We start from the raw sequence: 23,305 nt of genomic DNA, 5'->3' as shown, positions 1-23,305 counted from the left end.
GGAACACGCGACCCCCGCACGTTTTTGACCGGGCGAACCTAACTCCGGGTAATGAGTCGTTCGCGCAAGCCTGACTGGCTGAAGATGCGGCCACCGTCGGGCGAGCGGTTCACCGATATCAAGCAGACGCTCCGGGACCGCAACCTCAACACGGTCTGTGAAGAGGCCAACTGCCCCAACCTCGGAGAGTGCTGGAGCGGGCGCGATGGACCGGGGACGGCGACGTTCATGCTGATGGGCGACCGCTGTTCGCGGGGCTGTAACTTCTGTGATGTCGAAACCGGTGGGATGGACCCGTTAGACCCCGACGAGCCACAACAGGTGGCCGACGCCGTCGCGGAGATCGGGCTGGACTACGTGGTGCTGACCAGCGTCGACCGCGACGACCTCCCCGACCAGGGCGCGGGCCACTTCGCCGAGACGATTCGCGCTATCAAAGAGCGCGACCCGTCGATTCTGGTCGAGTGTCTCATTCCCGATTTCCAGGGAGAACCGGACCTCGTCCGGAAGATCATCGACGCCAACCCGGACGTCATCGCCCACAACATCGAGACGGTCGACCGCCTCCAGTGGCCGGTCCGGGACCGCCGGGCGGGCTACGAGCAGTCCCTCTCGGTGCTTCGGCAGGTCGACCGCGAGAGCGACTGCTACAGCAAGACCAGCCTGATGCTGGGCGTCGGCGAGTACGCCCACGAGGTGTACCAGACGCTGTCGGACCTCCGGCAGGCCGGCGTCGACGTGGTCACCTTCGGCCAGTACCTCCAGCCCTCCCGCTCGCATCTGGAGGTCTCGGAGTACGTCCATCCGGACGCCTTCGATACCTGGCAGCGGGTCGCCGAGGAGGAGTTCGACTTCCTGTACTGCGCCTCGGGGCCGATGGTCCGGTCGTCCTACCGCGCCGGCGAACTGTTTGTCGAGAGCGTCCTGCGTGAGGGCCAGAGTGCAGACGAGGCGCGGGCGAAAGTGCGCGCTGACAACTGATACATCGGAGTTATCACTAATAAATTGGGCAGAATTTAAACCGTTTCAGAGTGTCTTATACCCCCGTATTCCCAGTAATACCCACGTCGGAGATATTTTTCAGCCCCGCGAAAGCTCTAAACGTAGTGCGAGTGAACAGTCGTCGTATGCCACTTCGACGGAGGCGGTTTCTATGAGTGTCCTCCAGCGCGACCCAGCGGACAGGGTACAGATTCTCGATGAAGACGGGACAGTGGTCGACGGCGCAACGGTGCCGGACCTCTCGGACGACGAACTGGTAGAGATGTATCGGTATCTCAAACTCGGCCGGCACTTCGACCAGCGGGCGGTGAGTCTGCAACGACAGGGCCGGATGGGGACCTACCCCCCGATGTCGGGACAGGAGGCCTCGCAGGTCGGCAGCGCCTTCGCTCTGCGCGACGGCGACTGGGCCTTCCCGAGCTACCGGGAGCATCTCGCCATGTACGTCAAGGGGTGGAATCTGTCGGACGACCTGTTGTACTGGATGGGGTCGGAGGCGGGTAATTCGCCGCCGGAAGACGTACAGGCGTTCTCGTTTGCGGTCCCGATTGCGACACAGATTCCGCACGCGACCGGGGCCGCGTGGGCCTCGAAGCTCAAGGGCGATGACACCGCTGCCCTCGTGTACTTCGGAGACGGTGCGACCTCCGAGGGCGACTTCCACGAGGGGCTGAACTTCGCGGGCGTGTTCGACGTGCCGGCGGTGTTTTTCTGTAACAACAACCAGTGGGCGATTTCGGTCCCGCGGGAGCGCCAGACGGCCAGCGAGACGCTCGCACAAAAGGCCAACGCATACGGCTTCGACGGCGTCCAGGTCGACGGGATGGACCCGCTCGCGGTGTATCAGGTGACTCGCGAGGCCGTCGAAAAGGCACACGACCCGCCCGAGGACGGACTCCGCCCGACGATGATCGAGGCAGTGCAGTACCGCTTCGGCGCGCACACGACCGCCGACGACCCGTCGGTGTACCGCGACGACAGCGAGGTCGAGCACTGGAAGCAGAAAGACCCGATTCCGCGGATGGAGGCGTTCCTCAGAGACCAGGGCCTGCTCGACGACGAGCGGGTCGGCGCCATCGACGAATCGATTCAGGAGGAGGTGGCCACAGCTATCGACGAGGCTGAGGCGACCGAGCGACCGGAACCGGAGGAGATGTTCGCGGACGTGTACGCGGAGATGCCACAGCGACTCGAACAGCAACTGGACTACCTCGAAGACCTGCGCGAGCGACACGGCGACGAGGTGCTACTGGAATGAGTACACAGGACGCAGACACACAGAGTTTGACGCTCGTACAGGCCGTCCGTGACGGCCTCTACGGCGAGATGGAGCGGAACGAAGACGTGGTCGTAATGGGTGAAGACGTCGGGAAGAACGGCGGCGTCTTCCGGGCGACGCAGGGACTCCACGAGGAGTTCGGTGACCAGCGGGTCATCGACACGCCGCTCGCGGAGGCCGGCATCGTCGGAACGGCCATCGGCATGGCCGCCTACGGGCTCCGGCCGGTGCCGGAGATGCAGTTCTCCGGGTTCATGTACCCCGCGTTCGACCAGATCGTCAGTCACGCCGCCCGACTTCGGAACAGGAGCCGCGGCCGGTACAATTGCCCGCTCACCGTTCGCGCGCCCTACGGCGGCGGCATCCGCGCGCCGGAACATCACTCCGAATCCAAGGAGGCGTTCTACGTCCACGAGGCGGGGCTGAAAGTCGTCGTCCCGTCGACGCCGAAGGAGACGAAGGGGCTGCTGACGGCGGCCATCCGGGACCCGGACCCCGTCATCTTCCTCGAACCGAAGCTCATCTACCGGTCGTTCCGCGAGGAGGTCCCCGACGACCCCTACACGGTCGAACTGGGTGAGGCGAAGGTCCGTCGTGAGGGGAGCGACGTGTCCGTGTTCACCTGGGGCGCGATGACCCGGCCGACGGTCGAAGCCGCCGAGGAACTGGCCGAGGAGGGCATCGACGCAGAGGTGATCGACCTGCGAACGCTGTCGCCGATGGACACTGACGCCATCGTCGAGTCGTTCAAGAAGACCGGGCGAGCGACTGTCGTCCATGAAGCCCCCAAGACCGGTGGACTGGCCGGCGAGATTATCGCCACCATTCAGGAGGAAGTCCTGTTGTACCAGGAGGCTCCCGTCACCCGGGTGACGGGCTTCGACGTGCCCTACCCGCTATACGCGCTGGAGGACTACTACCTCCCCGAACCCGCCCGCATCAAAGACGGTATCAGAGAGGCAGTGGAGTTCTGACGTATGTTCGAGTTCAATCTCCCGGACCTCGGTGAAGGGGTCGCAGAGGGTGAGGTGTTGACCTGGCACGTCTCGCCGGGCGACGCCGTCACCGAGGATCAGGTCCTCGCGGAGGTGGAGACCGACAAGGCCGCCGTCGACGTGCCGTCGCCGGTCGACGGCGTCGTGCAGGAACTGCACGCCGAAGTCGGCGAGATGGTACAGACTGGCGAGGTGCTCATCACTATCGACGAGGCGGGCGATGCCGAAGCGGACGACGCGGCGGCTGGCAGTGCGGACGACGCCGAATCGGCAGAAGCTACCACAGAGGCGGTAGCCGACGACGCTGCGAGCGAAACCACAGCGGCCGATGCGTCGGACCAGTCTGACGCAAGCACGGCCGACGGGCGCGTGTTCGCCTCGCCGAGCGTCCGTCGACTCGCCCGTGAGAAGGGGGTCGACATCGCGGCCGTCGACGGGAGCGGGCCGGGCGGTCGCGTCACCGAGGGGGATGTCGAGGCGGCCACAGCATCGGCCGCCGAGACGACCGACGGCGACGACGGCCCCACGTCGGTCGTTTCGGAGGCGTCCGACGACGGGGACGGCCCGACCACAGCAGTTTCGCAGGTCGACGATGCGAACACAGACGACGGGAATGCTGTCAAGTCAGCCGTCAGAAGTGTCTCCGGTGACGGACAGGCGGCCGCCAGTCGCGAGCAGACGCTGGCGACGCCAGCCACCAGAAAGGCCGCCCGCGAACTCGACGTGAACATCGACGCCGTCCCGACCGACCAGACCCGGGACGGCCAGCCCTACGTCGACGAGTCGGCCGTTCGGACGTACGCGGAGGCACAGCAGGCCGCGCAGGCGGCTGATGCCGAAGCCGTCAGCGCCGAAGCCGTCAGCGCCGAAGGTGGCGCAGCGGGAACGGCAGCCGAGGCGGGCGGCGCTGGGACCGAAACGACAGCCGTCGAGACAGGCGACGGCGAGCGCCGCGAACCGTACCGTGGCGTCCGTCGGTCCATCGGCGAACAGATGGCTCGGTCCCGGAGAGAGGTGCCCCACGCGACCCACCACGACCAAGTCGTCGTGTCTGGCCTCGTCGAGGCCCGTGAGCGGCTCGCCCCACTCGCCGAAGAACATGATGTCACCCTGACGTACACGCCCTTCGTGGTGAAATGCGTCGCCGCGGCGCTGGACCAGCACCCGGTGCTCAACACGGCGCTGGACACCGAAAACGAGGAAATCGTCTACAGAGACGTCCACAACATCGGCGTGGCGGCAGCGACCGACCACGGCCTTGTCGTGCCGGTCGTCGACGACGTGGACGGGAAGGGCCTGGTCGAACTCGCAGACGAGATCAACGACCTCGTCGGGCGGGCCCGAGAGCGTGACATCGAGCGGTCGGAGATGCAGGGCGGGACGTTCACCGTCACGAACTTCGGGGCCATCGGCGGCGAGTACGCCAGCCCGATAATCAACGTCCCCGAGACGGCGATTCTCGGGATCGGGGCGCTGAAGGAGCGGCCGGTGGCCGAAGACGGCGAGGTCGTCGCGAAACCCACGCTCCCGCTCTCGCTGGCAATCGACCACCGCGTCATCGACGGGGCAGACGCCGCGCGCTTCGTCAACACGCTCAAGGAGTACCTGGCGGACCCGACGCGGCTCCTGCTGGAGTAGCCGCTCGGGTTCGCAATCGAAACCGAAATTCGTCACTGGAACGACAGGGCTGGTGATGCCCTCCACGAGAGACACATGGATCTGGTACGGATTAGGCGCGCTGTTCGTCCTGCCGCCGGGATGTATGGCCCTCGCCCGGCTGTCGATGGAACTGTTCATATCGTCGGGGTCGGCCGGTGAAGCGAGTCTCGGAACGTTCCTCGGCGCGTTTGCTCTGACCGTCCTCGCCAGTTGGGCGAGTGTGCTGTTCAGCCTGCTTCTCACAGTCGGCCTCTTTCTCGACAGTCGACACCTCCGGCGGACCGACGGGGACTGGTCCCCGACACCGCTGTATGCGCTCGCCGGCATCGTCCACGGGGTGGGATCGACACTGCTCGCGGCGTTTGCGGTGTCGGTACCGGTCGTCGGCTACTATCTGTATCGGCGGCGCACGCGAGACACGACAGTGAGGTGAAGGGCGATAGCTTTTCACGGACCCGGACGAGGCACCGCTATGGTCGTTGGAGATGTCACTACTGGAACCGAACTGCTTGTTATCGGCGGCGGTCCGGGCGGCTACGTCGCCGCGATACGGGGCGCGCAACTGGGACTGGACACGACGCTCGTCGAGCGGGACGCCTACGGCGGGACCTGTCTGAATCACGGCTGTATCCCCTCGAAAGCGCTCATCTCGGCCTCGGACGTCGCCCACGACGCCCGACAGGCCGAGTCGATGGGCGTGTTCGCGGACCCGGCCGTCGACATGGCCGGGATGACAGAGTGGAAAGACGGCGTCGTCACACGGCTGACACGGGGCGTCGAATCGCTGTGTGAGAGCGCCGGCGTCAATCTGATTGAGGGGACCGCCGAGTTCGTCGACGACGGGACGGTCCGAGTCGCTCACGGCGGCGAGGGGCAGGGCTCGGAGTCGCTGTCGTTCGAACACGCCATCGTTGCGACGGGGAGCCGACCGATGGCGGTCCCCGGCTTCGAGTTCGACGGCGAGCACATCCTCTCCTCGAAGGACGCGCTCGCGCTCGAATCGGTCCCCGAGAAGCTGCTCGTCGTCGGCGCGGGCTACATCGGCATGGAGCTCTCGACGGTGTTCGCGAAACTGGGCGCGGAGGTCACGGTCGTCGAGATGCTCGACGACGTGTTGCCCGGCTACGAGGACGACGTCGCGGCGGTCGTCCGCGACCGCGCCGAGGATCTGGGAATCGATTTCAACTTCGGCGAGGCGGCCGACGACTGGGACGAGACAGACGAGGGCATTCGCGTCCAGACCGTCGACGAAGACGACTCGGTCACCGAGTACAATGCCGAGAAATGTCTCGTCGCGGTCGGCCGCGAGCCGGTCACGGACACGCTCGCGCTGGAGAATATCGACCTCCAGACGGACGAGAACGGCGTCATCCCGACCGACGACCAGTGCCGGACGGCGTTCGAGTCGGTGTTCGCAGTCGGCGACGTGGCCGGCGAGCCGATGCTTGCCCACAAGGCGATGGCCGAAGGCGAGGTCGCTGCGAGAGCCGCCGCCGGCGAACCGGCCGCGTTCGACCATCAGGCGATTCCCGCCGCGGTGTTCACCGACCCCGAGATCGCCACTGTCGGTATGACTGAGAGCGAGGCCGAAGCGGCGGGCTTCGACCCGGTCACTGGGCAGATGCCGGTACGGGCAAACGGCCGCGCGCTCACGGTCAATGAGAAGGAGGGCTTCGTCCGCGTCGTCGCCGATGCCGATGAGGAATTCCTGCTCGGGGCGCAGATCGTCGGCCCGGAAGCATCGGAGCTTATCGCCGAACTCGGGCTGGGTATCGAGATGGGCGCGCGACTAGAGGACATCGCCGGGACGATTCACACGCACCCGACGCTCTCCGAAGCGGTCCACGAGGCGGCCGCGGCGGCACGCGGCGAAGCGGTTCACACGCGCTGAGAACATTTTGGGCTGATTCGCGAAGATCAGTCAAACACAACTCTGTGGGCGTTTACTGACAGAGAGGCAGAATTTTGCGCCGTGCAAAAGGGTTATATTGTGGATTGAGTAAACTGTCGGTGACTAGGAACCGGTAAGATATGTCTACTGACTCACAGCCCGACGATACCATCGCCCAGGCGATCATTTCGGGGTCGACGTACGAGCGACTCCGCTATGAACGCCACTCGTATCTCAGACAGACCGTCCCGCGGACGCTCGCGCTCCAGAGCGCCCTGCTTGGTGCGCTGGCACTGTTACTACCGATCTACGGCCTGTATCCGGACAGCACCGCGGCGTTTCTCCCGTCGATCGACCCCGGCGTCGCTTCGCCGAAGGTGCTGTTGCTCGGACTGTTCGGCGGCTTCTTGCAGTTGTTCGGTGCGACGGTGCTCGTCGGGTCAGTTCTCTACCGGGTCCGGCTTGCGCCGCTGACCGAGCGACAGGCGCACGCGGCGCTCAACGCCGAGGACTTCGCCCGCTACGTCGGCCTTGGAACCGGCGGACTGGCGATCGTGCTCTCGCTTTGCCTGTTCGCTGTCGGCCTGGGCGGTGGTGACGCAGTGTCCGCATACATCGCGTCCACGGGTCGAAACCCGTTCGTCGACTCCGGGTTCGGCCTGTCGGTTGCGACGGTCTCACTGCTCGCCTTCGTCGCCAGCGTGACGGTTTTTTACGCCTCGCGATACCTTCTCGTTCACCTCGCGCTGTTCCATCGTAGCAACGAGTGAGGAGTGTCACCGTTGACCTCCTCCCACGCCTTCAGGCGTGGGCTTTCGCCTTGCTCCCGCTGTAACGATACAGCAGTAGCGGGATTTCGCGTCCGTGAAAAGTCGAAGACGCCGTCAGTTAGTCGCGACGTCGTTGATACCTGACTGTATCAAGAACCACGAAATGGGACCGAAGACGACGAACAGCAGGAACAGGACCACGCCGCTCTGGTCGGTGACGGCTTCCGCCGCGTTTGAGATCTGCCAGATCCCGATGATGTTTACGAGAGGAATGACTGCCAAAATGGGAGTCAGGTTCTGGTCTGTCCCTGCATCGAGTTGCTTGGCAGTCTTGTACAGCCAGTACAGGCCGTAGAGCGTTCCAGTCACGACAAACAGGACGACCTGCAGGCCGAGTGACCCGTCTTCGAACGCGGTTGCGTCAGTCACTTGCGGTGTTGCTGACATACAGTCGCTATTCGCTCACGCTTGCTGAAAAAAGTACACCCGCTGTAGATTCGCAAGCAGTCAGACGGGTGCCTGTCTGACACGGCACTGACGAGGACCTGGCACGGTTGTCCTGAACGGCGGCTGACGCCACCGAGACAGCGCCAGACGAATACCGCGACCGCCCCGGCACAGCGCTTGCCGATGACCACGGTTCTTTTGGTTCCCACCGCTGTACCCCGGGTATGACCACTGTTACCCTGGGTCCCGAGGGGACCTACTCCCACCGCGCCGCACAGGCAGTCACCGACGACGAGATATCCTTCTCCGAGTCGGTGACCGCCATCGTCGAAGCCGTCGCCAGCGGCGAGGCCGAGCGCGGCGTCGTCCCGGTCGAGAACAGCATCGAGGGCTCCGTCACGGAATCGCTCGACGCCTTCGCGGAGTACGACGTTGCCGTCGTCGAGGAGATCATCACACCGATCCGCCACGCGCTGCTCGCACAGGACGAGTCGTTCTCGCTGGTGGCCAGCCACGCGCAGGCGCTGGCCCAGTGTCGGGGCTGGCTCGACGAGCACTACCCCGGCGTCAACGTCGAGGCCGTCGCGTCGACGGCCCGCGGCGTCGAGCGCGCCCGCGGCGACGCGGACATCGCCGCAATCGGCCACCCCGAGAACGCGACCAACGGGACCGAACTGAAAGTGCTCGCCGAGGACATCCAGGACCAGTCCTCGAACGCCACCCGCTTCGTCGTCGTCGCCCCGACGAGCGAGCGCAGCGAGGCCGGCGGCAAGACCTCCTTCATCGTCTACCCCGACGTCGACTACCCCGGGCTGCTGCTGGAACTGCTGGAGCCGTTCGCCGACCGCGACATCAACCTCACCCGCGTCGAATCTCGACCCAGCGGCGAGCGCCTTGGCGACTACGTCTTCCACATCGACATCTCGGCCGGCCTCTACGAGCAGCGCACGCAGGACGCCCTCGCCGACATCGAAGACATCGCCGAGAAGGGCTGGGTCCGCCGGCTGGGGTCGTACGACTCGCAGACGGTTGTCAACTGAGTCAGCGGGACACCGCCGGCCCCGTTCAAGCGTTAAGTCCCGGGCCCGTGTACCCCCGTGTATGTCTGACCGCGATCCGTTCAGCGAGATCGAGCGCGCGTTCGATATGCTGGGAGAGCAGTTCGGCGTCGACATGGGCGCTATTCCAGTGGACGTCGTCGACGAGGGCGACGCCTTCGTCGTCCACGCGGACCTGCCGGGCTACGACAGCGACGACATCGACGTCCAGCTCGTCGAGGACCGAGAGGTCACCATCAGCGCCACGTCGAGCCGGGAGCAAGAGTCGACTGACGGCCAGTACGTCCAGCGCGAGCGCCGCCAGCAGTCGCTGAGCCGGTCGGTCCGTCTTCCCGAGTCCGTCGACGAAGCGGAGACCACTGCGAGCTACGACAACGGCGTTCTCACCGTTCGGCTTGAGAAGATCGTTCACAGCGAGGGCGACGACGGGACGGACATCCCAGTGAACTGACGATGGTGCTCGAACCCGGCACGGACGTGCCGACGATCAGGGCGACGAACCAGCACGGAAACCCGGTCCAGCCCGCCTTCGAGCAGCCGACGGTGCTGTACTTCTATCCGGCGGACGACACGCCGGGGTGTACGACGGAGGCGGAACAGTTCGAGGAGCACGCAAACCGGTTCGAGGACGCCGGCGTCTCGGTGTACGGCGTCTCGACCGACGGCGTGGAGAGCCACCGCGACTTTGCCGAGGCGAACGGCATCAGCTTCGACCTGCTGGCCGACCCCGAGGGGCGACTGTCCGAAGCGTTCGATGTGTCGCTGGTCGACGGACGGAGCCAGCGGACGACGTACGTCATCGCGAAGGAACGCGTCGTCGCCGTCTACGAGCGTGTCGGTCCCGACGGCCACGCGGCGAGCGTCTTCGAGGACCTCGTCGACACTGGATTAGTCAGCACCGAGTAGGCCGCAACAGGCCGTGTGGCGGACGCTCGGCTACTCGTCGATGTCGATGGCCGGGCGACCGGGACCGGCTTTGCCGACGAGGTCGGGGTCCGCTTCCGCTGGTCCCTGAACGGTTACGTCAGCGCCGAACTCTCGTTCGATGAGCCACGCGGCCCGTTCGAGCGCCGCCTGTTCGCGCTCGGGCGGCAGTTGCTCGTCCAGCGACTGCGCGCGGCCGGCCAGTTCCTTGGCGAAGTCCGCGGCCGCCTCGCCCTGCTCGCGCAGTTCCTCGTCCTGCATGACGGTCCCGACGACGTTGCCGTCGGCGTTTCGAGCGAGGTCCAGCACGCGGTGCTTCCACTGGGGCGCGACGGCGAGCGTGATGGTCTGTGGGTCCTCGATGCCGACCGTGTCGACGATATCGCGGATGTCCTCGCGGGTGTTCTCGACCAGCCGGCGCTCCATCTCGTAGTCTTCGGGGGCTTCAGCAGCCGGCCACTCGGCCTCCGCGATGAGGGCGTCGTGGCCCAGTTCGGCCCACATCTCCTCGGCGGCGTGGGGGGCGACCGGGGCGAGCAGTTTCGCCGCCGTCGCCAGCCCGCGCTCGAAGGTGTCGGCGTCGGGGGTAGTCGCTTCCTGATACCGGCGCAGCAGCGACACCAGTTCCCGCACGGCCTGGAGCGCGTGGTTGAACCGGAAGTCCTCGAACTCGGCCGTCGCGTTCGCCGCGGTGGCGTCGATTTCGCGGGCGACGTAGGCCGCGATGTCGTTGGTCTCCCCTGTATCAACTTCGCCGCTTGCGTACTCCGAAACCAGCGTGTACACGTTCTGGAGGAAGCTGTGGGCGGACTGCACACCCTCGGGGCTCCAGGCGAACTCCTTCTCTGGCTGGGCGGCCTCCATGATGAACAGCCGGGCCGTGTCCGCGCCGTACTCCTCGATGATGCGCTGTGGCGAGACGCCGTTGCCCAGGCTCTTGGACATCTTGTTGCCGTCCTCGCCCAGCACCATCCCCTGGTTCGTGAGGTTGGTGAAGGGTTCGCGGACGCCGTCGACCATGTCGAGGTCGTCCAGTACCTTCGTGAAGAAGCGAGCGTACAGCAGGTGCATCACGGCGTGTTCGATGCCGCCGACGTACTGGTCGACCGGCATCCAGTCGCTGGCCCGCTCGGTGTCGAAGGGGGCGTCGTCCATCTCCGGCGAAGTGTACCGCAGGAAGTACCACGAGGAGTCGACGAAGGTGTCCATCGTGTCCGTCTCCCGCACCGCGTCGGCCCCGCAGTCGGGGCAGTCGACGTGCTTCCACTCCTCGGCGGCGTCCAGCGGGTTCCCGGTGGTGTGGACGAACTCCGGCAGTTCGACGGGAAGGTCCTCGTCGGGGACCTCGACGTAGCCACAGTCCTCGCAGTGAATCATCGGAATCGGGGTGCCCCAGTAGCGCTGGCGGGAGATGCCCCAGTCCCGGAGGTTGTACTCGGTTCGGTGTTCGCCGTCGAACTCCTCGACGAACCGGTCGCGGGCCTCGGCGCTCGCCAGCCCGTCGAACTCGCCGCTGTTGACCAACAGGCCGTCCTCGGGATACGCTGCCGCCTGTACGTCGATGTCCTCGGGGTCAGCGTCCGCATCATCTGTCGGTTCGACGACCTGCACGATGTCGATGTCGTGGGCCTCGGCGAACTCGTGGTCGCGTTCGTCGTGGGCCGGCACGGCGTACAGCGCGCCCGTCCCCACGTCGGTCAGCACGTAGTCCGCGACGTAGACGGGAATCTCCTCGCCGGTGGCGGGGTTTTCGGCGTACTCGCCGGTGAACACGCCGGAGGTCACGTCCAGTTCATCCTCGTCGGCCCGCTCGGCGGTCTCGATGTACTCGGCGACCTCGTCGTTGTCTTCGGCGATTTCCTGAGCGACGGGGTGGCCCGGGGCCAGCGAGAAGAACGTCGCGCCGTGGATGGTGTCCAGACGGGTCGTGAAGATGTCCACGTCGCCGTAGTCGCCGACCTCGAAGGCGACGCTCGCGCCCTCCTGCTTGCCGATCCAGTTGCGCTGCATCTCCCGGACGTTGTTCGGCCAGCCGTCGAGGTCGTCTAAGTCTTCCAGCAGTTCCTCGGCGTAGTCGGTGATGGTGAAAAACCACTGGTCCATCTCGCGGGCCTCGATTGGCGTGTCACAGCGCCAGCACAGTTCCGCCTCGCCCTCGACCTGCTCGTCAGCGAGGACGGTCTCACAGGAGGGACACCAGTTCAGTTCGGCGGCCTGGCGCTCGACCAGCCCTTCCTCGCGGAACTGCTTGAAGAGCCACTGGTTCCACTGGTAGTACTCGGGCTCACAGGTCGCCAGCTCCCGGTCCCAGTCGTAGCCAAAGCCCATCTCCGTGAGTTGCTCGCGCATCGAGTCGATGCACTGCATCGTCCAGTCCCGCGGGTTGGTGTCGCGTTCCTCGGCGGCATTCTCCGCGGGGAGGCCGAAGGAGTCCCAGCCCATCGGGTGGAGGACGCTCTCGCCGCGCATCCGCTCGAAGCGGGCGTAGGCGTCCGTGATAGTGTAGTTCCGGACGTGGCCCATGTGGAGGCTCCCGGAGGTGTACGGGAACATCGCCAGGACGTACTCCGGGTCGGTCTCGTCGTCGTCGATCCGGAACACGTCGGCCTCGTCCCACGTGCGCTGCCACCGGGGCTCGATCTCCGTGTGATCGAACCCCCGCTCGCGTTCCTCACCGGTCGTGGTCATGATATCGGAACATCCGGCAGCGACCGTGCTATACCTTTCCCTTCGGGAGGCTATCAGGGTCGGCCGCACGAGCCCACAAGCCGAATGGATGTGAATCCGGGGGACCGGCGTACCACAGAGCGGTAGCGTCGCCGCAGGTCGACCAGCCGCCGGCTATGCCTGACAGTCGACGTTGCCGATGTCGAATCGAGCGCCGCCCGACTCGCTCTCGGACATGGAGATCGTCCAGCCGTGGTCCGCGGCGACCCGGCGAGCGACGTAGAGTCCGAATCCGGTGTTCTCCGGGACAGCGGTGTGGCCCGCGTCGAACACGCGCTCCGGCGGTTCGACATCGATGCCCGGGCCGTCGTCAGCGACGAAGAAGCCGTCGGCCGTCGTACCGACGGTGACGGTGACCGACGCTCCAGCGTGTTCGAGCGCGTTCTGGAACAGTATCTGGAGCAACAGCCCGGCGGACTCCTGATCGGCGACAATGCGGGTGTCCCCATCGAAAGTCAGACACGCCTCACTGCCGGCGAGGGTGTCCCACACCTCCCGACTGAGACGGGAGAGCCAGACGTGTTTTCGCTTCGGAACCTGTTCGATCTCGTCGCGCTGGCTCGAGCGGTTCGGATCGCTCGTGGAGAGTTCGACCACGGTATCGATAATCGTCGAGATCTGGGAGAGCGACTCCTCGATGTCGGCGGTCGAATCGTCACAGTCAGCCAGTTCTTCGAGTCGCCCGTAGGCGATCTGGAGTTCGTTTCGAAGCTCGTGAGACGCCACGAGTGCGACTTTCACCATCCGTTCGTGCTGGCGGCGAAACGCGTGCTCGCGGAGCTTTCGCGCCGTGATATCCTGAGTGTGTCCGACGATTCCCCGAACGTTCCCAGCGGAATCGTACCACGGCATCTTGCGGGTGCGGACGTACGACGCGTCGAGATCGAGGAACTCCTCCACTTCGATCCGGTCCGTGTCGCCCTCGATAACGTCCATCTCATCACGCAGGGCCGCTTTCGCGTGTTCATCGGCCAGTTCCGGGACCTCGACGTCGGTGAGGCCGAGCCGGTCGGTCGGCTCGTTGAACCCCCGACCCATCAGGACGTGTCGGGCCTGCTCGTCTTTCGCGTACAGGTGGTCCGGCAGCTCGTTGAACAGGGAGAGCAACAGCGTCTCCATCGGGGACGGCGGGCGTCCGGCAACAGTCGGTGGCTCAGCGTCGAGACTGTCCCGGAGGGTCTCGGCGACGGCGTCTTCGAGACGTGTCGACGCCTCGACGGCCGTCACGTCGAGGGCATCCGGGACCGCCGACGGGTCCTCGCCAGCGACGATCACCGGCAAGTCGGGAAACAGCTTCCTGACGCCGTACGCGATATCGGTTCCGGACTGGCCATCGACTGTTTCGGGCAGAACGAGAGCGTGGAACGTCGAATGGGTGAGCGTGTCAAAGAGGGCCGTGAGGTCCGACAGATGCGTGATCGAAGCCGGCGTCTCAGCGAGAGCGGATTCGAGAGTCCCGGTATCCAGCCTGTCGGCTGCGACGACGAGCACAGATTTGCTACCCATAGTGCGTTCCCAGTGACCAAACTATTGTGTGTGGTGGACTGTCACTGTTTCGGGTGTTTCGAGGACCAGACGCCGCTCACAACTGCCAGTGCAGCGATGTCGCCCGGACTGTCGAGCCGATAGCGTCGCCGGTACTCCGGCCGAGAGAGCGGCGCCCCACACAAGATTTTTGCCGGTCTCGGCTGGTGTCGGGAGTGTATGGTACACTGCCCTGACTGCCAGACCTCGCTCGAAACGGCCGACGACATCGAGTTCGTCGAAGTGGACGCCAAGACCGGCTTCATCAAAGCCTCCAAGCGCTTTTACACCGCCAACTGCGCGGCCTGTGGCGTCACTATCGGTAGCGGCGTCGCCGGCGCGAAGTCCAACGGAGGTGCAGCCTGATGGTCCACTGTCCGGAATGCGACGCGGAGATGGCCAGCCCGGACGACGTAGAGTTCCTCGACATGGAATCGACGACCGGCTTCTTTACGGCCTCTAAACGGTTCTACCTCGTGGCCTGTGACAACTGCGGGGCTGCCATCGGCAGCGGCGTCGCCGGTGCGATGTAGCCGCCGGGCCTAGGCTTATACACGTCTCAATGCAAGAGAAAGTATGGCGGAATCACCTGACGACGACGCGAAGGACAGCGGACGACTGCCGAAGGCCCTCCGGTCGGTCACGCCGGGGTCGCGGAGCCGTCCCAACGAGGGGATGGACGTGATCGGCTGGGGCATGCTCGCCGGCCTGCTCGTCCTGCTGGTCCCGCTCCTGCCGTTTATCATCATCGTCTGGGGCATCTCGAAAGTGACCGACATGCTCACGCCCTCGTCGTAATCAGGTCGTATCGGTATCGACGAGGGAAAACGGCGTTCCGTCGCCGTCGGCGCTTGCGTTCTCGTAAACGACGTGCGCGGCCGCGACGTCCTGGATAGCTAGTCCCGTGGAGTCGAAGAGGGTTATCCTGTCGTCGTCGGTCCGCCCCGAGAGGGTGCCCGCGACGATGTCGCCGAGTTCCCCGTGGAGATTGTGGTCGGTCAGGACCCCCTCGCCCCACGGGACGTTGATCTCGCCGGAGTGGGTGCACTGTTCGTAGTTGTCGATGACGAGTTTCGCGTCCAGCAGCGTGCGTTCGTCGTGTTCCTGCTTGCCGGCGGCGTCGGCTCCGATGGCGTTGATATGTGTGCACTTTCCGACCCACTCCCGGTCCACGATGGGTGACTCGACGGGCGTAATCGTCGACAGCACGTCACAGCCGGCGGCGTCCTCGATGGTGCCCGCCCGCACGTCGAACCGGTCGGCGAACGCGTCGACGAACGCCTGCTGTTTCTCCGCGTCCCGGTCGGCGACGACCACCGTCTCGATATCTCGGACCGACGAGATAGCGTCCAGTTGCGTGTGGGCCTGCGTGCCGGCCCCGACCAGCCCAAGGGAGTCGGCGTCGGCGACGGCGAGATGATCGGTGGCGACGGCGGCCGCCGCCCCGGTCCGCAGGCGCGTCAGAACGGTGCCGTCCATCACGGCCAGCGGGAACGCCGTCTCGGGGTCCGAGTAGATGAGCGTCCCGAGAACGGTCGGCAGGTCGTGGTCACGGGGGTTGTCCAGGTGGACGTTCACCCACTTGACCGCGGCGGCGTCCCACGTCTCCGCGTTGACGTAGGCCGGCATCGACCTGAAGTCGCCGTTGTACTGCGGCAGGTCGACGTAGGACTTGGCCGGCATGATGGTGTTCTCCCTGGCATCGGCGGCGAAGGCCGCGGCGACCGCGTCGATGACTGCCGGCATCGTCGCATGATCCTCGACCGCGTCCGCGCCGAGAAGTAGCGTCTGCATACGGTATGTTGACACTCGACGATATTCAGCCCTCCGCCGTCACAGGGGTTATATCGCCACACGACCAGTCACGGGTATGCGTCGCGGGGCGGCGATTGCCGCGGTCTGTCTCTGTCTGCTGAGCGCCGGGTGTGCCGGTCTGTTCGGGGACGGCTCGGCCGCCAGGGAGACGGTGACACCGGCTCCAGTCCCGACCGCGGACGCGCCGACGAGCCCCGAACAACGGGCCCCGGGCGTCGTCGGCGACCGCGTCGTCAACGCCACCGCGCTCGGCCGCGCCCACGTCAGCCAGCTCTCGAACACCTCCTATCGCGTCCACCACACCAGGACCGTCATGAACGGCAGCGGCCTGCACAGCCGCGTCCGGACCCGTGCCAGCGTCAGCGCGGGCTACGAGTCGTACACGGCCACCCGAACGATATCCGGGGAGAGTGTGACAGCGCGTGAGATCCATAGCACCTGGCGGGACGGCCGTGCGCTCAGGCGGACGACCATCAACGGGCCGACGTCGGCGGAAGTGGTCGCGGACAGCCGCGGTATCGGTGGCCCGCCACGCTCACCTCGGGCCGCGCTGTTCTTCGAACCCACGTTCAACGGGCGTCTCATAGCGCTGCTTTCCGCCACTAACATCACATCCATCCGCCCCGGCGACGAGGTCATCAAGCAACTGTACGGCGTTCCGTTGTATCGCATCAAAGGAACCGGGTCGGCCGACGACAGCGCGGTTGCCACCCGTCCCGTCGACCGTGTGACCAACGTCTCCCTCTCGGCGACCGTGACGCCCAACGGCGTCGTCCGAGGCTACGCGCTCCAGTACACGGTCGTGAACGGAACGGATACCCACAGAGTGACCGAGATTCTCCGCTACAGCGATCTCGGAACGACGGACGTGGTGTTCGAAGACCGACAGCGGACCGAACGCCATCGAAACCGAACAGCGCGTCCCGAATGACGCGAGCAACGGCTGGACGCCGTCGAATCAGTCACAAAACGGAGAGAGGCCCCCACCCGCTGTCACCAGTCCGTCCCACCAAACGGACCGGGACAGTCGATACTTCGCAGAGACGTACCTAACTGTTTCTCCGGTTTCACGTCTCGATATACACGCTGAGATGACTCGGCGCGTTACAGAACCGCAAAAAAACCGAACCGCAAGCGGCGATTCGCTCGTTCGGAGACTTCGCTCCGCTCAGAACCTCGCTGTTCGCGGCTTTCGCCGCTCACTATTCGAGGGCCCCTCACTTCGTTCGGCCCCTCGCTTACATCATGCCGCCCATACCGCCGCCCATGCCGCCCATACCGCCAGGGGCGCCACCGGGGCCGCCGGGGCCACCTTCGTCGCCGCCGGAGGTCGAGAGCTCGCCGGCAGCGATGATGTCGTCGATCTTGAGGACCAGGTTCGCGGCCTCTGCAGCCGAGGAGATCGCCTGTCGCTTGGCGTGGGCCGGCTCGACGACGCCGGTGTCGAGCGTGTTCTCGACGTCACCGGAGAAGACGTTCAGGCCGGCACTGACGTCGCCGTCCTCGTGAGCGGCGCGCAGGTCGACCAGCGTGTCGATGCTGTCGAGACCGGCGTTCTCGGCGAGGGTGCGCGGGATGATCTCCAGCGCGTCGGCGAAGGACTCGATAGCGAGCTGTTCGCGGCCTTCGACGCTGTCGGCGTAGTCGCGGAGCCGGCGAGCGACTTCGACTTCTGGTGCGCCGCCGCCGCCGAGGACGCTGCCGTTGGCGACCGTCGCCGCGACGACGTCGAGCGCGTCCGTGACGCCGCGTTCGAGTTCGTCGACGACGTGGTCGGTCGAGCCACGGAGCAGGAGAGTGACGCCGTGGGCCTCGTCGCCGCTGCCCTCGACGTAGAACAGGCCTTCGGCCTCGTCGCGGGTGATGGAGCCGTGCCCGAGGTCCTCCGCGGTCGCGGAGTCGAGGTCCGAGACGATGCGGGCCCCGAGGACTTCCTTGAGGAACTCGATGTCGGACTTCTTGGCGCGGCGGACGGCCAGGATGCCCTTCTCGGCGAGGTAGTGCTGGGCCATGTCGTCGATGCCCTTCTGGCAGAAGACGACGTCAGCGCCGGTGTCGGCGATCTGGTCGACCATCCGCTTGAGCTGCTCTTCTTCCTTGTCGAGGAAGTTCTGGAGCTGGCTCGGGTCGTCGACGGAGAGCTGCGCGTCGACCTCGGTCTCGTCGAGTTCGATGGCCGTGTCGACCAGCAGGACGTCGGCGTCGTCGACTTCGGTCGGCATCTCCTCGTGGACCGGGTCCTTGTCGATGACCGCGCCTTCGAGGAGTTCAGAGTTGCCGGCGGAGCTGCCGGTCTGGGTCTCGATGTTGAGGTATTCGAGGTCGGCGATGACGGAGCCGTCCTCGGCCTCGACGGTGACGGCGTTGACCGCGTCGACGATGAGCTGGGCGAGCAGCTCCTTGTTGAGCTCCGCGCCCTTGCCCGTCATCGAGGTTTCGGCGACTTTCTTCAGGAGTTCCTCGTCGTCGGGGTCGACTTCCGTGGCGATATCCGCGATTTCGTCCTTGGCCTGCGTGGCGGCCATGTCGAACCCTTTGATGATCGCCGTCGGGTGGATGTCCTGTTCGAGGAGGTCCTCGGCGTTCTTGAGGAGTTCGCCTGCGATGGCGACGGCGGAGGTGGTGCCGTCACCGGCCTCGTCTTCCTGTGTCTCGGCAACCTCGACGATCATCGAGGCTGTCGGGTTGTCGATGTCCATCTCCGAGAGGATGGTGACGCCGTCGTTCGTGACGGTGACGTCACCCATCGAGGAGACGAGCATCTTGTCCATCCCCTTCGGGCCGAGCGTCGAGCGTACTGACTCGGCGACCGCGCGAGCGGCCGAGATGTTGTGTTCCTGTGCAGACTTGTCCTTCATCCGCTGGGAGTCCTCTCCCAGGATGATCATCGGCTGGCCCTGCATCTGGCGTTGGCTCATAATCAAGCGAAGATTGCATGTGGTTCTATATAAAAGTACGGGTTATGGGGCGTTCGTCGGTCACCCATTGAGACAGCCAGAACAGGTGAAACCACCAGACAGAGGGAGTACGGTCCGTCGATAGTGGTAGCTGTTGGCACGCCCCATCAAGCGAGCGACGACCTGTTTATATATTCACTCGACGGGTTCCGTCCAGTGGACCGTGACCGACCCGACGACGAAGGCGTCTTTCGAGTCGGTGTCCCGTCGGAACTGGATCGTGTTCTTACCGAGGTGCAGTCGCTCGGGCGCAATCGTGTCCATCCAGAGCTGCCACCCCTCGCCAGGCGCGATGTCGAACCCCGACAGCGCCTCGCCGTTGACAACGATTTCGTGGTCGAAGTCCTCGACGTCGAACACCTGCATCTGCACGTACGGGTCATCCGGTGACGAGGTGGAGATGTCGAAGGAAACCGGATCGGTCGAATCACCGGTGTACTCGGCCCAGGGAACGTCGAGCGAGTCCGCCGACGGGCCGAGGAGCTGCTGGAACTGACAGAGCGCGTAGTTGGCACGACGTGACATACGGGTTACGTCTCCCGGGCGGTATAAAAATCAGTGGTCAGTTGCGGTCGCAGTGTCACCCAGAGGGAACAGAGCACGCACAGGAGAGCGGAGCGCCTATGAGTAGGGGGCTGTTGCCAGTCGGTATGGACGCTGCGCTTGGCCCGCCCGAGAAGATGGCCGAGCTCGAGGAGGACCTGACGCCGATGATGGCGCAGTACTACGAGCTGTGCCGTCAGTACGACGACGCCCTGGTCCTCTTTCAGGTCGGGGACTTCTACGAGGCCTTCTGTGCGGCCGCACAGCGGGTCGCCCGGCTGTGTGAGATCACGCTGACCCAACGCGAGGACTCGACCGGCGAGTACCCGATGGCCGGCATCCCCATCGACAACGCCGAGTCCTACGTCGAGACACTGCTGGACGCGGGCTATCGGGTCGCCATCGCCGATCAGGTCGAGGACCCCGACGAGGTCAGCGGCGTGGTCGAGCGGGCGGTGACGCGGATCGTCACCCCCGGCACACTCACGGAGAGCGAACTGCTGGGCGGGGCGGACAACAACTACGTCGCCGCCCTGACCGCTGGCGAGCGGTACGGGCTGGCGTTACTGGATATCTCGACCGGCGACTGCTACGCGACCAGTGTCGGCTCCGAAACCGCCGTCGCCGACGAACTCAGCCGGTTCGGCCCGGCGGAAGCCATCGTCGGACCGGAGGTCGACGTAGACAGGGACGCCGTCTTCGGCCCGGCCTGTCTGGTGACGCGGTACGACGCGGCCGCCTTCGACCGGGAGCGCGCCGAGGACCGCGTGGGGCAGTACTTCGGCCCGCCGGAGCGCCTGCTCGCAGGCGACGCGGAAATCCGGGCCTGTGGCGGCCTGCTGGCCTACGCTGAGTACACCCGCGGCAGCAGCGGCGCGGTCGGCCCCGACGGCGAACCGGTCGACGCGGACGTGGACCCCGCCGGCACGCTCGACTACCTCAACCATCTCACGCGGTACGACCCGCGGGAGTACATGCTACTCGACGCCGTGGCCGTCGAGAGCCTCGAACTGTTCGAGCGGCGCTCGGTCCGGGGCCACGAGAACCGCACGCTAGTGGACACGGTCGACGAGACCGCCTGTGCGCTGGGGCGGCGGAAGCTGACCGACTGGCTCCGCCGGCCGCTGCTGGACACCGACCGCATCGAGGCCCGCCACGGCGCGGTCGCGGAACTCCAGCGAGACCCCGCGACCCGCGAAGCGCTCTCGGGTCTGCTCGCGGATGTGTACGACCTCGAACGGCTCATCTCGCGTGTCTCTCGCGGCCGGGCGAACGCGCGCGATCTCCGGTCGCTGGCCGCCACGCTGTCGGTCGTGCCGGACATCCGGGACCACCTCGCGGACGCCGACGCCCGGCTGCTCGCGGACCTGCACGCCACGCTGGACCCGCTGGTCGACACCCGCGAGGAAATCGAGGCGGCGATCCGCCCGGACCCGCCACAGCAGGTGACGGAGGGCGGCGTCATCCGCGAGGGCTACGACGAGGAACTGGACCGGCTGCGCTCGACCGAGCAGTCGGGCAAGCAGTGGATCGAGGACCTCGAAGCCAGCGAGCGCGAGCGCACCGGCATCGACTCGCTGAAGGTCGGCCACAACTCGGTGCATGGCTACTACATCGAGGTGACCAACGCCAATCTCGATTCCGTCCCCGATGACTACCAGCGCCGCCAGACGCTGAAAAACAGCGAGCGCTACTACACGCCGGAACTCAAGGAGCGCGAAGAGGAGATCCTCCGGGCCGAGAGCGCGGCCGACGATCTGGAGTACGACCTGTTCTGTGCGGTCCGTGACGAGGTGGCCGGCGAGGCCGAGCGCGTGCAGGCGCTTGCCGACCGCCTCGCCCGACTGGACGTGCTGGTCTCTTTCGCCGAGGTCGCGGCGCAGTACGACTACTGCCGACCCACCGTCGGCGGCGACGGCATCGATATCACCGCCGGCCGCCACCCGGTCGTCGAGCGGACCGAGGACGCCTTCGTCCCCAACGACACGCATCTGGGCAGCGGGCCAGTCCCGGCGAGTGGAGACGGAAGCGGCGTCGCGGCGGACGATATACAGCCCTTCCTCGCTGTCGTCACGGGGCCGAACATGAGCGGGAAATCGACGTACATGCGTCAGGTCGCGCTGATCTGCCTGCTCGCACAGGCGGGGAGCTTCGTCCCCGCGAAGGCGGCCGACCTCCCGATTCTCGACCGGGTGTTCACCCGCGTCGGGGCCAGCGACGACATCGCCGGCGGCCGCTCGACGTTCATGATCGAGATGACCGAACTGGCGACGATTCTGGACGCGGCGACGGCCGACTCGCTGGTCCTGCTGGACGAGGTCGGTCGCGGCACGTCGACAGCCGACGGGCTGGCTATCGCCCGCGCCGTCACGGAGCATCTCCACGACGAGGTCGGCGCGTACACGCTGTTTGCGACCCACCACCACGACCTGACGGCCGTCGCCGCGGCGCTGCCCGGCGCGACCAACCGCCACTTCGAGACCAGCCGCGAGGACGACGACGTGCGCTTCGACCACGAACTCGCGCCCGGTCCCGCGGCGGCCTCCTACGGCGTCGAGGTGGCGAGCATGGCGGGCGTGCCCGAATCCGTCGTCGACCGGTCGCGGGACCTCCTGACGGATGCCGAGACGGCCGACTCCGACACAGATTCCACTGCCACGGAGACTGGGCCGACGGAGAACGGAACAGCGGTGGCCTCGGCCGGCGAGGGTGGAGCGGACGGCCACACACAGGAGGCGCTTCGGACGAACGGGTCGGCTTCCGAGGCCGAACTGCCGGCGGCCGTGGCAGAGCAACTGGCGTCGCTCGATGTCGCGACGATGACGCCCATCGAGGCGATGAACGCGCTCGCGGACCTGCAGGACCGACTTGAATAACAGCCGCGGTCAACTATCGCTGGCACTGGCCCGTTCGTCGTGTGGGCAGGCGAACATGGTCGCGACGAGCTTCTGTTCGGCGGCCCGCAAGTGCTTGTGCAGCGTTGGCTCCGAGATGTCGAGGAGTTCAGCCAGATCCGCGGCCGTTGCCCCGCGGGGCCAGTTGTAGTACCCCGCTTCGTGGGCCGTCGCGAGAACTTCCTGCTGGCGGTCGGTCAGTGGCTCGGTGTGGGACGTGTAGTTCTGGAACCCGAACAGCGGCACGATGGAATCGCGCTGTTTCTTCGCCGCGAGTTCGGCATCCGAGTGGGCCGTCAGGAACGAATCGATAACCGCGGCCGTATCGGTTTGGTTCGGGACATCGGCTACGATAGTCCCCTGTCCATCGACACTCCGGGCAGTCTGTGGGACTGCCCCGGCGTCCGCGAGCGAGACAACGGGACAGTTGTCCCGCACGTTGATTTCGACGAGCCCACCGTCGCTGGTGCACTCAATCACCCGCGCCGCACCGCTGTTTTCGTCCTCGATGCGTTCGACAAGCCGGCCGGGGCGAGCACCCTCGACCGAAAAAAACTCGGCGTACGTGTCGTCTGTCTGGGGGAGACATTTTTCGAGAATCACGGAACACGATTCGGCTGCAGACACCGAAACGAAGGGATACGACCCATCAGAGAGGGTAAACTTCACACGGGTGACCGCCCGGCCGTTACCAGACTGTTGGGACATACATAAATGCAACCGGCATACTGTGAAGAGTGTTGGCATATATCGTGTTTCGGCGTTTACTATGCTAGCCACACTGAACTTTACATCTACAAGACAAATACAACATGAGGTC

Annotated in this window: 22 protein-coding genes; 15 read left to right on the top strand and 7 right to left on the bottom strand. The window is 65.7% G+C overall.

Annotated features, from left to right (window positions below):
* Window positions 1-51: 51 nt before the first annotated feature.
* The 7 genes from lipA to VI340_RS15955 all read left to right on the top strand — a co-directional run bounded on the left by lipA (window position 52) and on the right by VI340_RS15955 (window position 7,596).
* Complete coding sequence (gene lipA / locus VI340_RS15985; RefSeq protein ID WP_336358719.1) at window positions 52-981, top strand: lipoyl synthase; 930 nt, start codon at window positions 52-54, stop codon at window positions 979-981.
* Window positions 982-1,153: 172 nt separating this feature from the next.
* A complete protein-coding gene (gene pdhA / locus VI340_RS15980; protein ID WP_336358718.1) occupies window positions 1,154-2,260 on the top strand; it encodes a pyruvate dehydrogenase (acetyl-transferring) E1 component subunit alpha in 1,107 nt (368 codons plus the stop codon).
* Complete coding sequence (locus VI340_RS15975; protein ID WP_008306889.1) at window positions 2,257-3,255, top strand: alpha-ketoacid dehydrogenase subunit beta; 999 nt, start codon at window positions 2,257-2,259, stop codon at window positions 3,253-3,255. Before pdhA ends, VI340_RS15975 begins: the two co-directional genes overlap by 4 nt.
* A 3-nt stretch (window positions 3,256-3,258) precedes the next feature.
* Entirely contained in the window at window positions 3,259-4,914 is a 1,656-nt protein-coding gene (locus tag VI340_RS15970; RefSeq protein ID WP_336358717.1) for a dihydrolipoamide acetyltransferase family protein, read from the top strand.
* 145 nt (window positions 4,915-5,059) lie between these two features.
* The gene (locus tag VI340_RS15965; protein ID WP_336358738.1) at window positions 5,060-5,368 is read left to right on the top strand and encodes a hypothetical protein; all 309 of its coding nucleotides are present in this window, start codon (window positions 5,060-5,062) and stop codon (window positions 5,366-5,368) included.
* Between the two features lie 39 nt (window positions 5,369-5,407).
* Entirely contained in the window at window positions 5,408-6,826 is a 1,419-nt protein-coding gene (lpdA, locus tag VI340_RS15960) for a dihydrolipoyl dehydrogenase (protein WP_336358716.1), read from the top strand.
* A gap of 140 nt (window positions 6,827-6,966) precedes the next feature.
* Window positions 6,967-7,596 carry a hypothetical protein gene (locus VI340_RS15955; RefSeq protein WP_008306893.1) on the top strand — a complete coding sequence of 210 codons (630 nt, stop codon included), beginning with the start codon at window positions 6,967-6,969 and terminating at the stop codon, window positions 7,594-7,596.
* A 114-nt stretch (window positions 7,597-7,710) separates the two neighbouring features.
* Here the strand turns inward: VI340_RS15955 and VI340_RS15950 are convergent, their stop codons facing one another.
* Window positions 7,711-8,043 carry a hypothetical protein gene (locus VI340_RS15950; protein ID WP_239642243.1) on the bottom strand — a complete coding sequence of 111 codons (333 nt, stop codon included), beginning with the start codon at window positions 8,041-8,043 and terminating at the stop codon, window positions 7,711-7,713.
* Window positions 8,044-8,267: 224 nt separating this feature from the next.
* On the opposite strand from VI340_RS15950, the gene pheA reads away from it, so the two are divergent.
* The 3 genes from pheA (at window position 8,268) to VI340_RS15935 (ending at window position 10,007) form a co-directional block, all read left to right on the top strand.
* Window positions 8,268-9,083: a prephenate dehydratase gene (pheA, locus tag VI340_RS15945; RefSeq protein ID WP_008306894.1), complete on the top strand. Its 816-nt coding sequence runs from the start codon at window positions 8,268-8,270 to the stop codon at window positions 9,081-9,083.
* Window positions 9,084-9,144: 61 nt separating this feature from the next.
* Window positions 9,145-9,552, top strand: coding sequence for an Hsp20/alpha crystallin family protein (locus VI340_RS15940; protein WP_008306895.1), 408 nt, complete (start codon window positions 9,145-9,147; stop codon window positions 9,550-9,552).
* Window positions 9,553-9,554: 2 nt separating this feature from the next.
* A complete protein-coding gene (locus tag VI340_RS15935; RefSeq protein ID WP_008306896.1) occupies window positions 9,555-10,007 on the top strand; it encodes a peroxiredoxin in 453 nt (150 codons plus the stop codon).
* A gap of 30 nt (window positions 10,008-10,037) precedes the next feature.
* On the opposite strand, the gene leuS is transcribed toward VI340_RS15935, so the two are convergent.
* Together leuS and VI340_RS15925 are read right to left on the bottom strand one after the other, a co-directional pair.
* Window positions 10,038-12,713 carry a leucine--tRNA ligase gene (gene leuS, locus VI340_RS15930; RefSeq protein ID WP_336358715.1) on the bottom strand — a complete coding sequence of 892 codons (2,676 nt, stop codon included), beginning with the start codon at window positions 12,711-12,713 and terminating at the stop codon, window positions 10,038-10,040.
* Window positions 12,714-12,866: 153 nt separating this feature from the next.
* Window positions 12,867-14,258 carry a sensor histidine kinase gene (locus VI340_RS15925; RefSeq protein ID WP_008306898.1) on the bottom strand — a complete coding sequence of 464 codons (1,392 nt, stop codon included), beginning with the start codon at window positions 14,256-14,258 and terminating at the stop codon, window positions 12,867-12,869.
* A 198-nt stretch (window positions 14,259-14,456) separates the two neighbouring features.
* On the opposite strand from VI340_RS15925, the gene VI340_RS15920 reads away from it, so the two are divergent.
* From VI340_RS15920 to VI340_RS15910, 3 genes are read left to right on the top strand one after another with little or no spacing between them, the layout of a single operon-like run.
* Window positions 14,457-14,642 (top strand): hypothetical protein, encoded by a 186-nt coding sequence (locus VI340_RS15920; protein ID WP_008306899.1) that lies wholly within the window; start codon window positions 14,457-14,459, stop codon window positions 14,640-14,642.
* Window positions 14,642-14,809 carry a hypothetical protein gene (locus VI340_RS15915; RefSeq protein ID WP_008306900.1) on the top strand — a complete coding sequence of 56 codons (168 nt, stop codon included), beginning with the start codon at window positions 14,642-14,644 and terminating at the stop codon, window positions 14,807-14,809. Before VI340_RS15920 ends, VI340_RS15915 begins: the two co-directional genes overlap by 1 nt.
* A 43-nt stretch (window positions 14,810-14,852) precedes the next feature.
* A complete protein-coding gene (locus VI340_RS15910; protein WP_008306901.1) occupies window positions 14,853-15,074 on the top strand; it encodes a DUF7535 family protein in 222 nt (73 codons plus the stop codon).
* Here VI340_RS15910 and VI340_RS15905 read toward each other — a convergent pair whose 3' ends face one another.
* A complete protein-coding gene (locus VI340_RS15905) occupies window positions 15,075-16,070 on the bottom strand; it encodes an ornithine cyclodeaminase family protein (protein WP_336358714.1) in 996 nt (331 codons plus the stop codon). It abuts the gene before it with no gap.
* Window positions 16,071-16,146: 76 nt separating this feature from the next.
* Between VI340_RS15905 and VI340_RS15900 the strand changes: the two genes are divergently transcribed.
* On the top strand, window positions 16,147-17,022 hold the full coding sequence (locus VI340_RS15900) for a hypothetical protein (RefSeq protein ID WP_336358713.1): 876 nt from the start codon (window positions 16,147-16,149) through the stop codon (window positions 17,020-17,022).
* A gap of 307 nt (window positions 17,023-17,329) precedes the next feature.
* Here VI340_RS15900 and thsB read toward each other — a convergent pair whose 3' ends face one another.
* Window positions 17,330-19,009, bottom strand: a complete 1,680-nt coding sequence (gene thsB, locus VI340_RS15895) for a thermosome subunit beta (protein WP_442905127.1) — start codon at window positions 19,007-19,009, stop codon at window positions 17,330-17,332.
* Between the two features lie 174 nt (window positions 19,010-19,183).
* The gene (locus VI340_RS15890) at window positions 19,184-19,573 is read right to left on the bottom strand and encodes a DUF7383 domain-containing protein (protein WP_008306905.1); all 390 of its coding nucleotides are present in this window, start codon (window positions 19,571-19,573) and stop codon (window positions 19,184-19,186) included.
* A gap of 125 nt (window positions 19,574-19,698) precedes the next feature.
* Between VI340_RS15890 and mutS the strand changes: the two genes are divergently transcribed.
* Entirely contained in the window at window positions 19,699-22,467 is a 2,769-nt protein-coding gene (gene mutS / locus VI340_RS15885; protein ID WP_336358712.1) for a DNA mismatch repair protein MutS, read from the top strand.
* Window positions 22,468-22,476: 9 nt separating this feature from the next.
* Here mutS and VI340_RS15880 read toward each other — a convergent pair whose 3' ends face one another.
* Entirely contained in the window at window positions 22,477-23,193 is a 717-nt protein-coding gene (locus tag VI340_RS15880; protein WP_008306907.1) for a helix-turn-helix domain-containing protein, read from the bottom strand.
* Window positions 23,194-23,305 lie beyond the last annotated feature (112 nt).

Origin of the sequence: Haloarcula sp. CGMCC 1.6347 (genome assembly GCF_037078395.1) — an archaeon.
GTDB classification, from domain to species: domain Archaea; phylum Halobacteriota; class Halobacteria; order Halobacteriales; family Haloarculaceae; genus Haloarcula; species Haloarcula amylolytica.
This window is presented reverse-complemented; position numbering and strand designations above follow the sequence as displayed.

Excerpts from the sequence above, each read along its gene's own strand:
- VI340_RS15890 (WP_008306905.1), bottom strand. The coding sequence starts at position 19,573 with ATGTCACGTCGTGCCAACTACGCGCTCTGTCAGTTCCAGCAGCTCCTC.
- VI340_RS15955 (WP_008306893.1), top strand. The coding sequence starts at position 6,967 with ATGTCTACTGACTCACAGCCCGACGATACCATCGCCCAGGCGATCATT.
- VI340_RS15920 (WP_008306899.1), top strand. The coding sequence starts at position 14,457 with ATGGTACACTGCCCTGACTGCCAGACCTCGCTCGAAACGGCCGACGAC.
- mutS (WP_336358712.1), top strand. The coding sequence starts at position 19,699 with ATGGACGCTGCGCTTGGCCCGCCCGAGAAGATGGCCGAGCTCGAGGAG.
- leuS (WP_336358715.1), bottom strand. The coding sequence starts at position 12,713 with ATGACCACGACCGGTGAGGAACGCGAGCGGGGGTTCGATCACACGGAG.
- VI340_RS15970 (WP_336358717.1), top strand. The coding sequence starts at position 3,259 with ATGTTCGAGTTCAATCTCCCGGACCTCGGTGAAGGGGTCGCAGAGGGT.
- VI340_RS15925 (WP_008306898.1), bottom strand. The coding sequence starts at position 14,258 with ATGGGTAGCAAATCTGTGCTCGTCGTCGCAGCCGACAGGCTGGATACC.
- VI340_RS15905 (WP_336358714.1), bottom strand. The coding sequence starts at position 16,070 with ATGCAGACGCTACTTCTCGGCGCGGACGCGGTCGAGGATCATGCGACG.
- VI340_RS15935 (WP_008306896.1), top strand. The coding sequence starts at position 9,555 with ATGGTGCTCGAACCCGGCACGGACGTGCCGACGATCAGGGCGACGAAC.
- lipA (WP_336358719.1), top strand. The coding sequence starts at position 52 with ATGAGTCGTTCGCGCAAGCCTGACTGGCTGAAGATGCGGCCACCGTCG.
- VI340_RS15965 (WP_336358738.1), top strand. The coding sequence starts at position 5,060 with ATGGAACTGTTCATATCGTCGGGGTCGGCCGGTGAAGCGAGTCTCGGA.
- pdhA (WP_336358718.1), top strand. The coding sequence starts at position 1,154 with ATGAGTGTCCTCCAGCGCGACCCAGCGGACAGGGTACAGATTCTCGAT.
- VI340_RS15975 (WP_008306889.1), top strand. The coding sequence starts at position 2,257 with ATGAGTACACAGGACGCAGACACACAGAGTTTGACGCTCGTACAGGCC.
- VI340_RS15950 (WP_239642243.1), bottom strand. The coding sequence starts at position 8,043 with ATGTCAGCAACACCGCAAGTGACTGACGCAACCGCGTTCGAAGACGGG.
- VI340_RS15940 (WP_008306895.1), top strand. The coding sequence starts at position 9,145 with ATGTCTGACCGCGATCCGTTCAGCGAGATCGAGCGCGCGTTCGATATG.
- VI340_RS15880 (WP_008306907.1), bottom strand. The coding sequence starts at position 23,193 with ATGTCCCAACAGTCTGGTAACGGCCGGGCGGTCACCCGTGTGAAGTTT.
- VI340_RS15910 (WP_008306901.1), top strand. The coding sequence starts at position 14,853 with ATGGCGGAATCACCTGACGACGACGCGAAGGACAGCGGACGACTGCCG.
- VI340_RS15900 (WP_336358713.1), top strand. The coding sequence starts at position 16,147 with ATGCGTCGCGGGGCGGCGATTGCCGCGGTCTGTCTCTGTCTGCTGAGC.
- lpdA (WP_336358716.1), top strand. The coding sequence starts at position 5,408 with ATGGTCGTTGGAGATGTCACTACTGGAACCGAACTGCTTGTTATCGGC.
- thsB (WP_442905127.1), bottom strand. The coding sequence starts at position 19,009 with ATGAGCCAACGCCAGATGCAGGGCCAGCCGATGATCATCCTGGGAGAG.
- VI340_RS15915 (WP_008306900.1), top strand. The coding sequence starts at position 14,642 with ATGGTCCACTGTCCGGAATGCGACGCGGAGATGGCCAGCCCGGACGAC.
- pheA (WP_008306894.1), top strand. The coding sequence starts at position 8,268 with ATGACCACTGTTACCCTGGGTCCCGAGGGGACCTACTCCCACCGCGCC.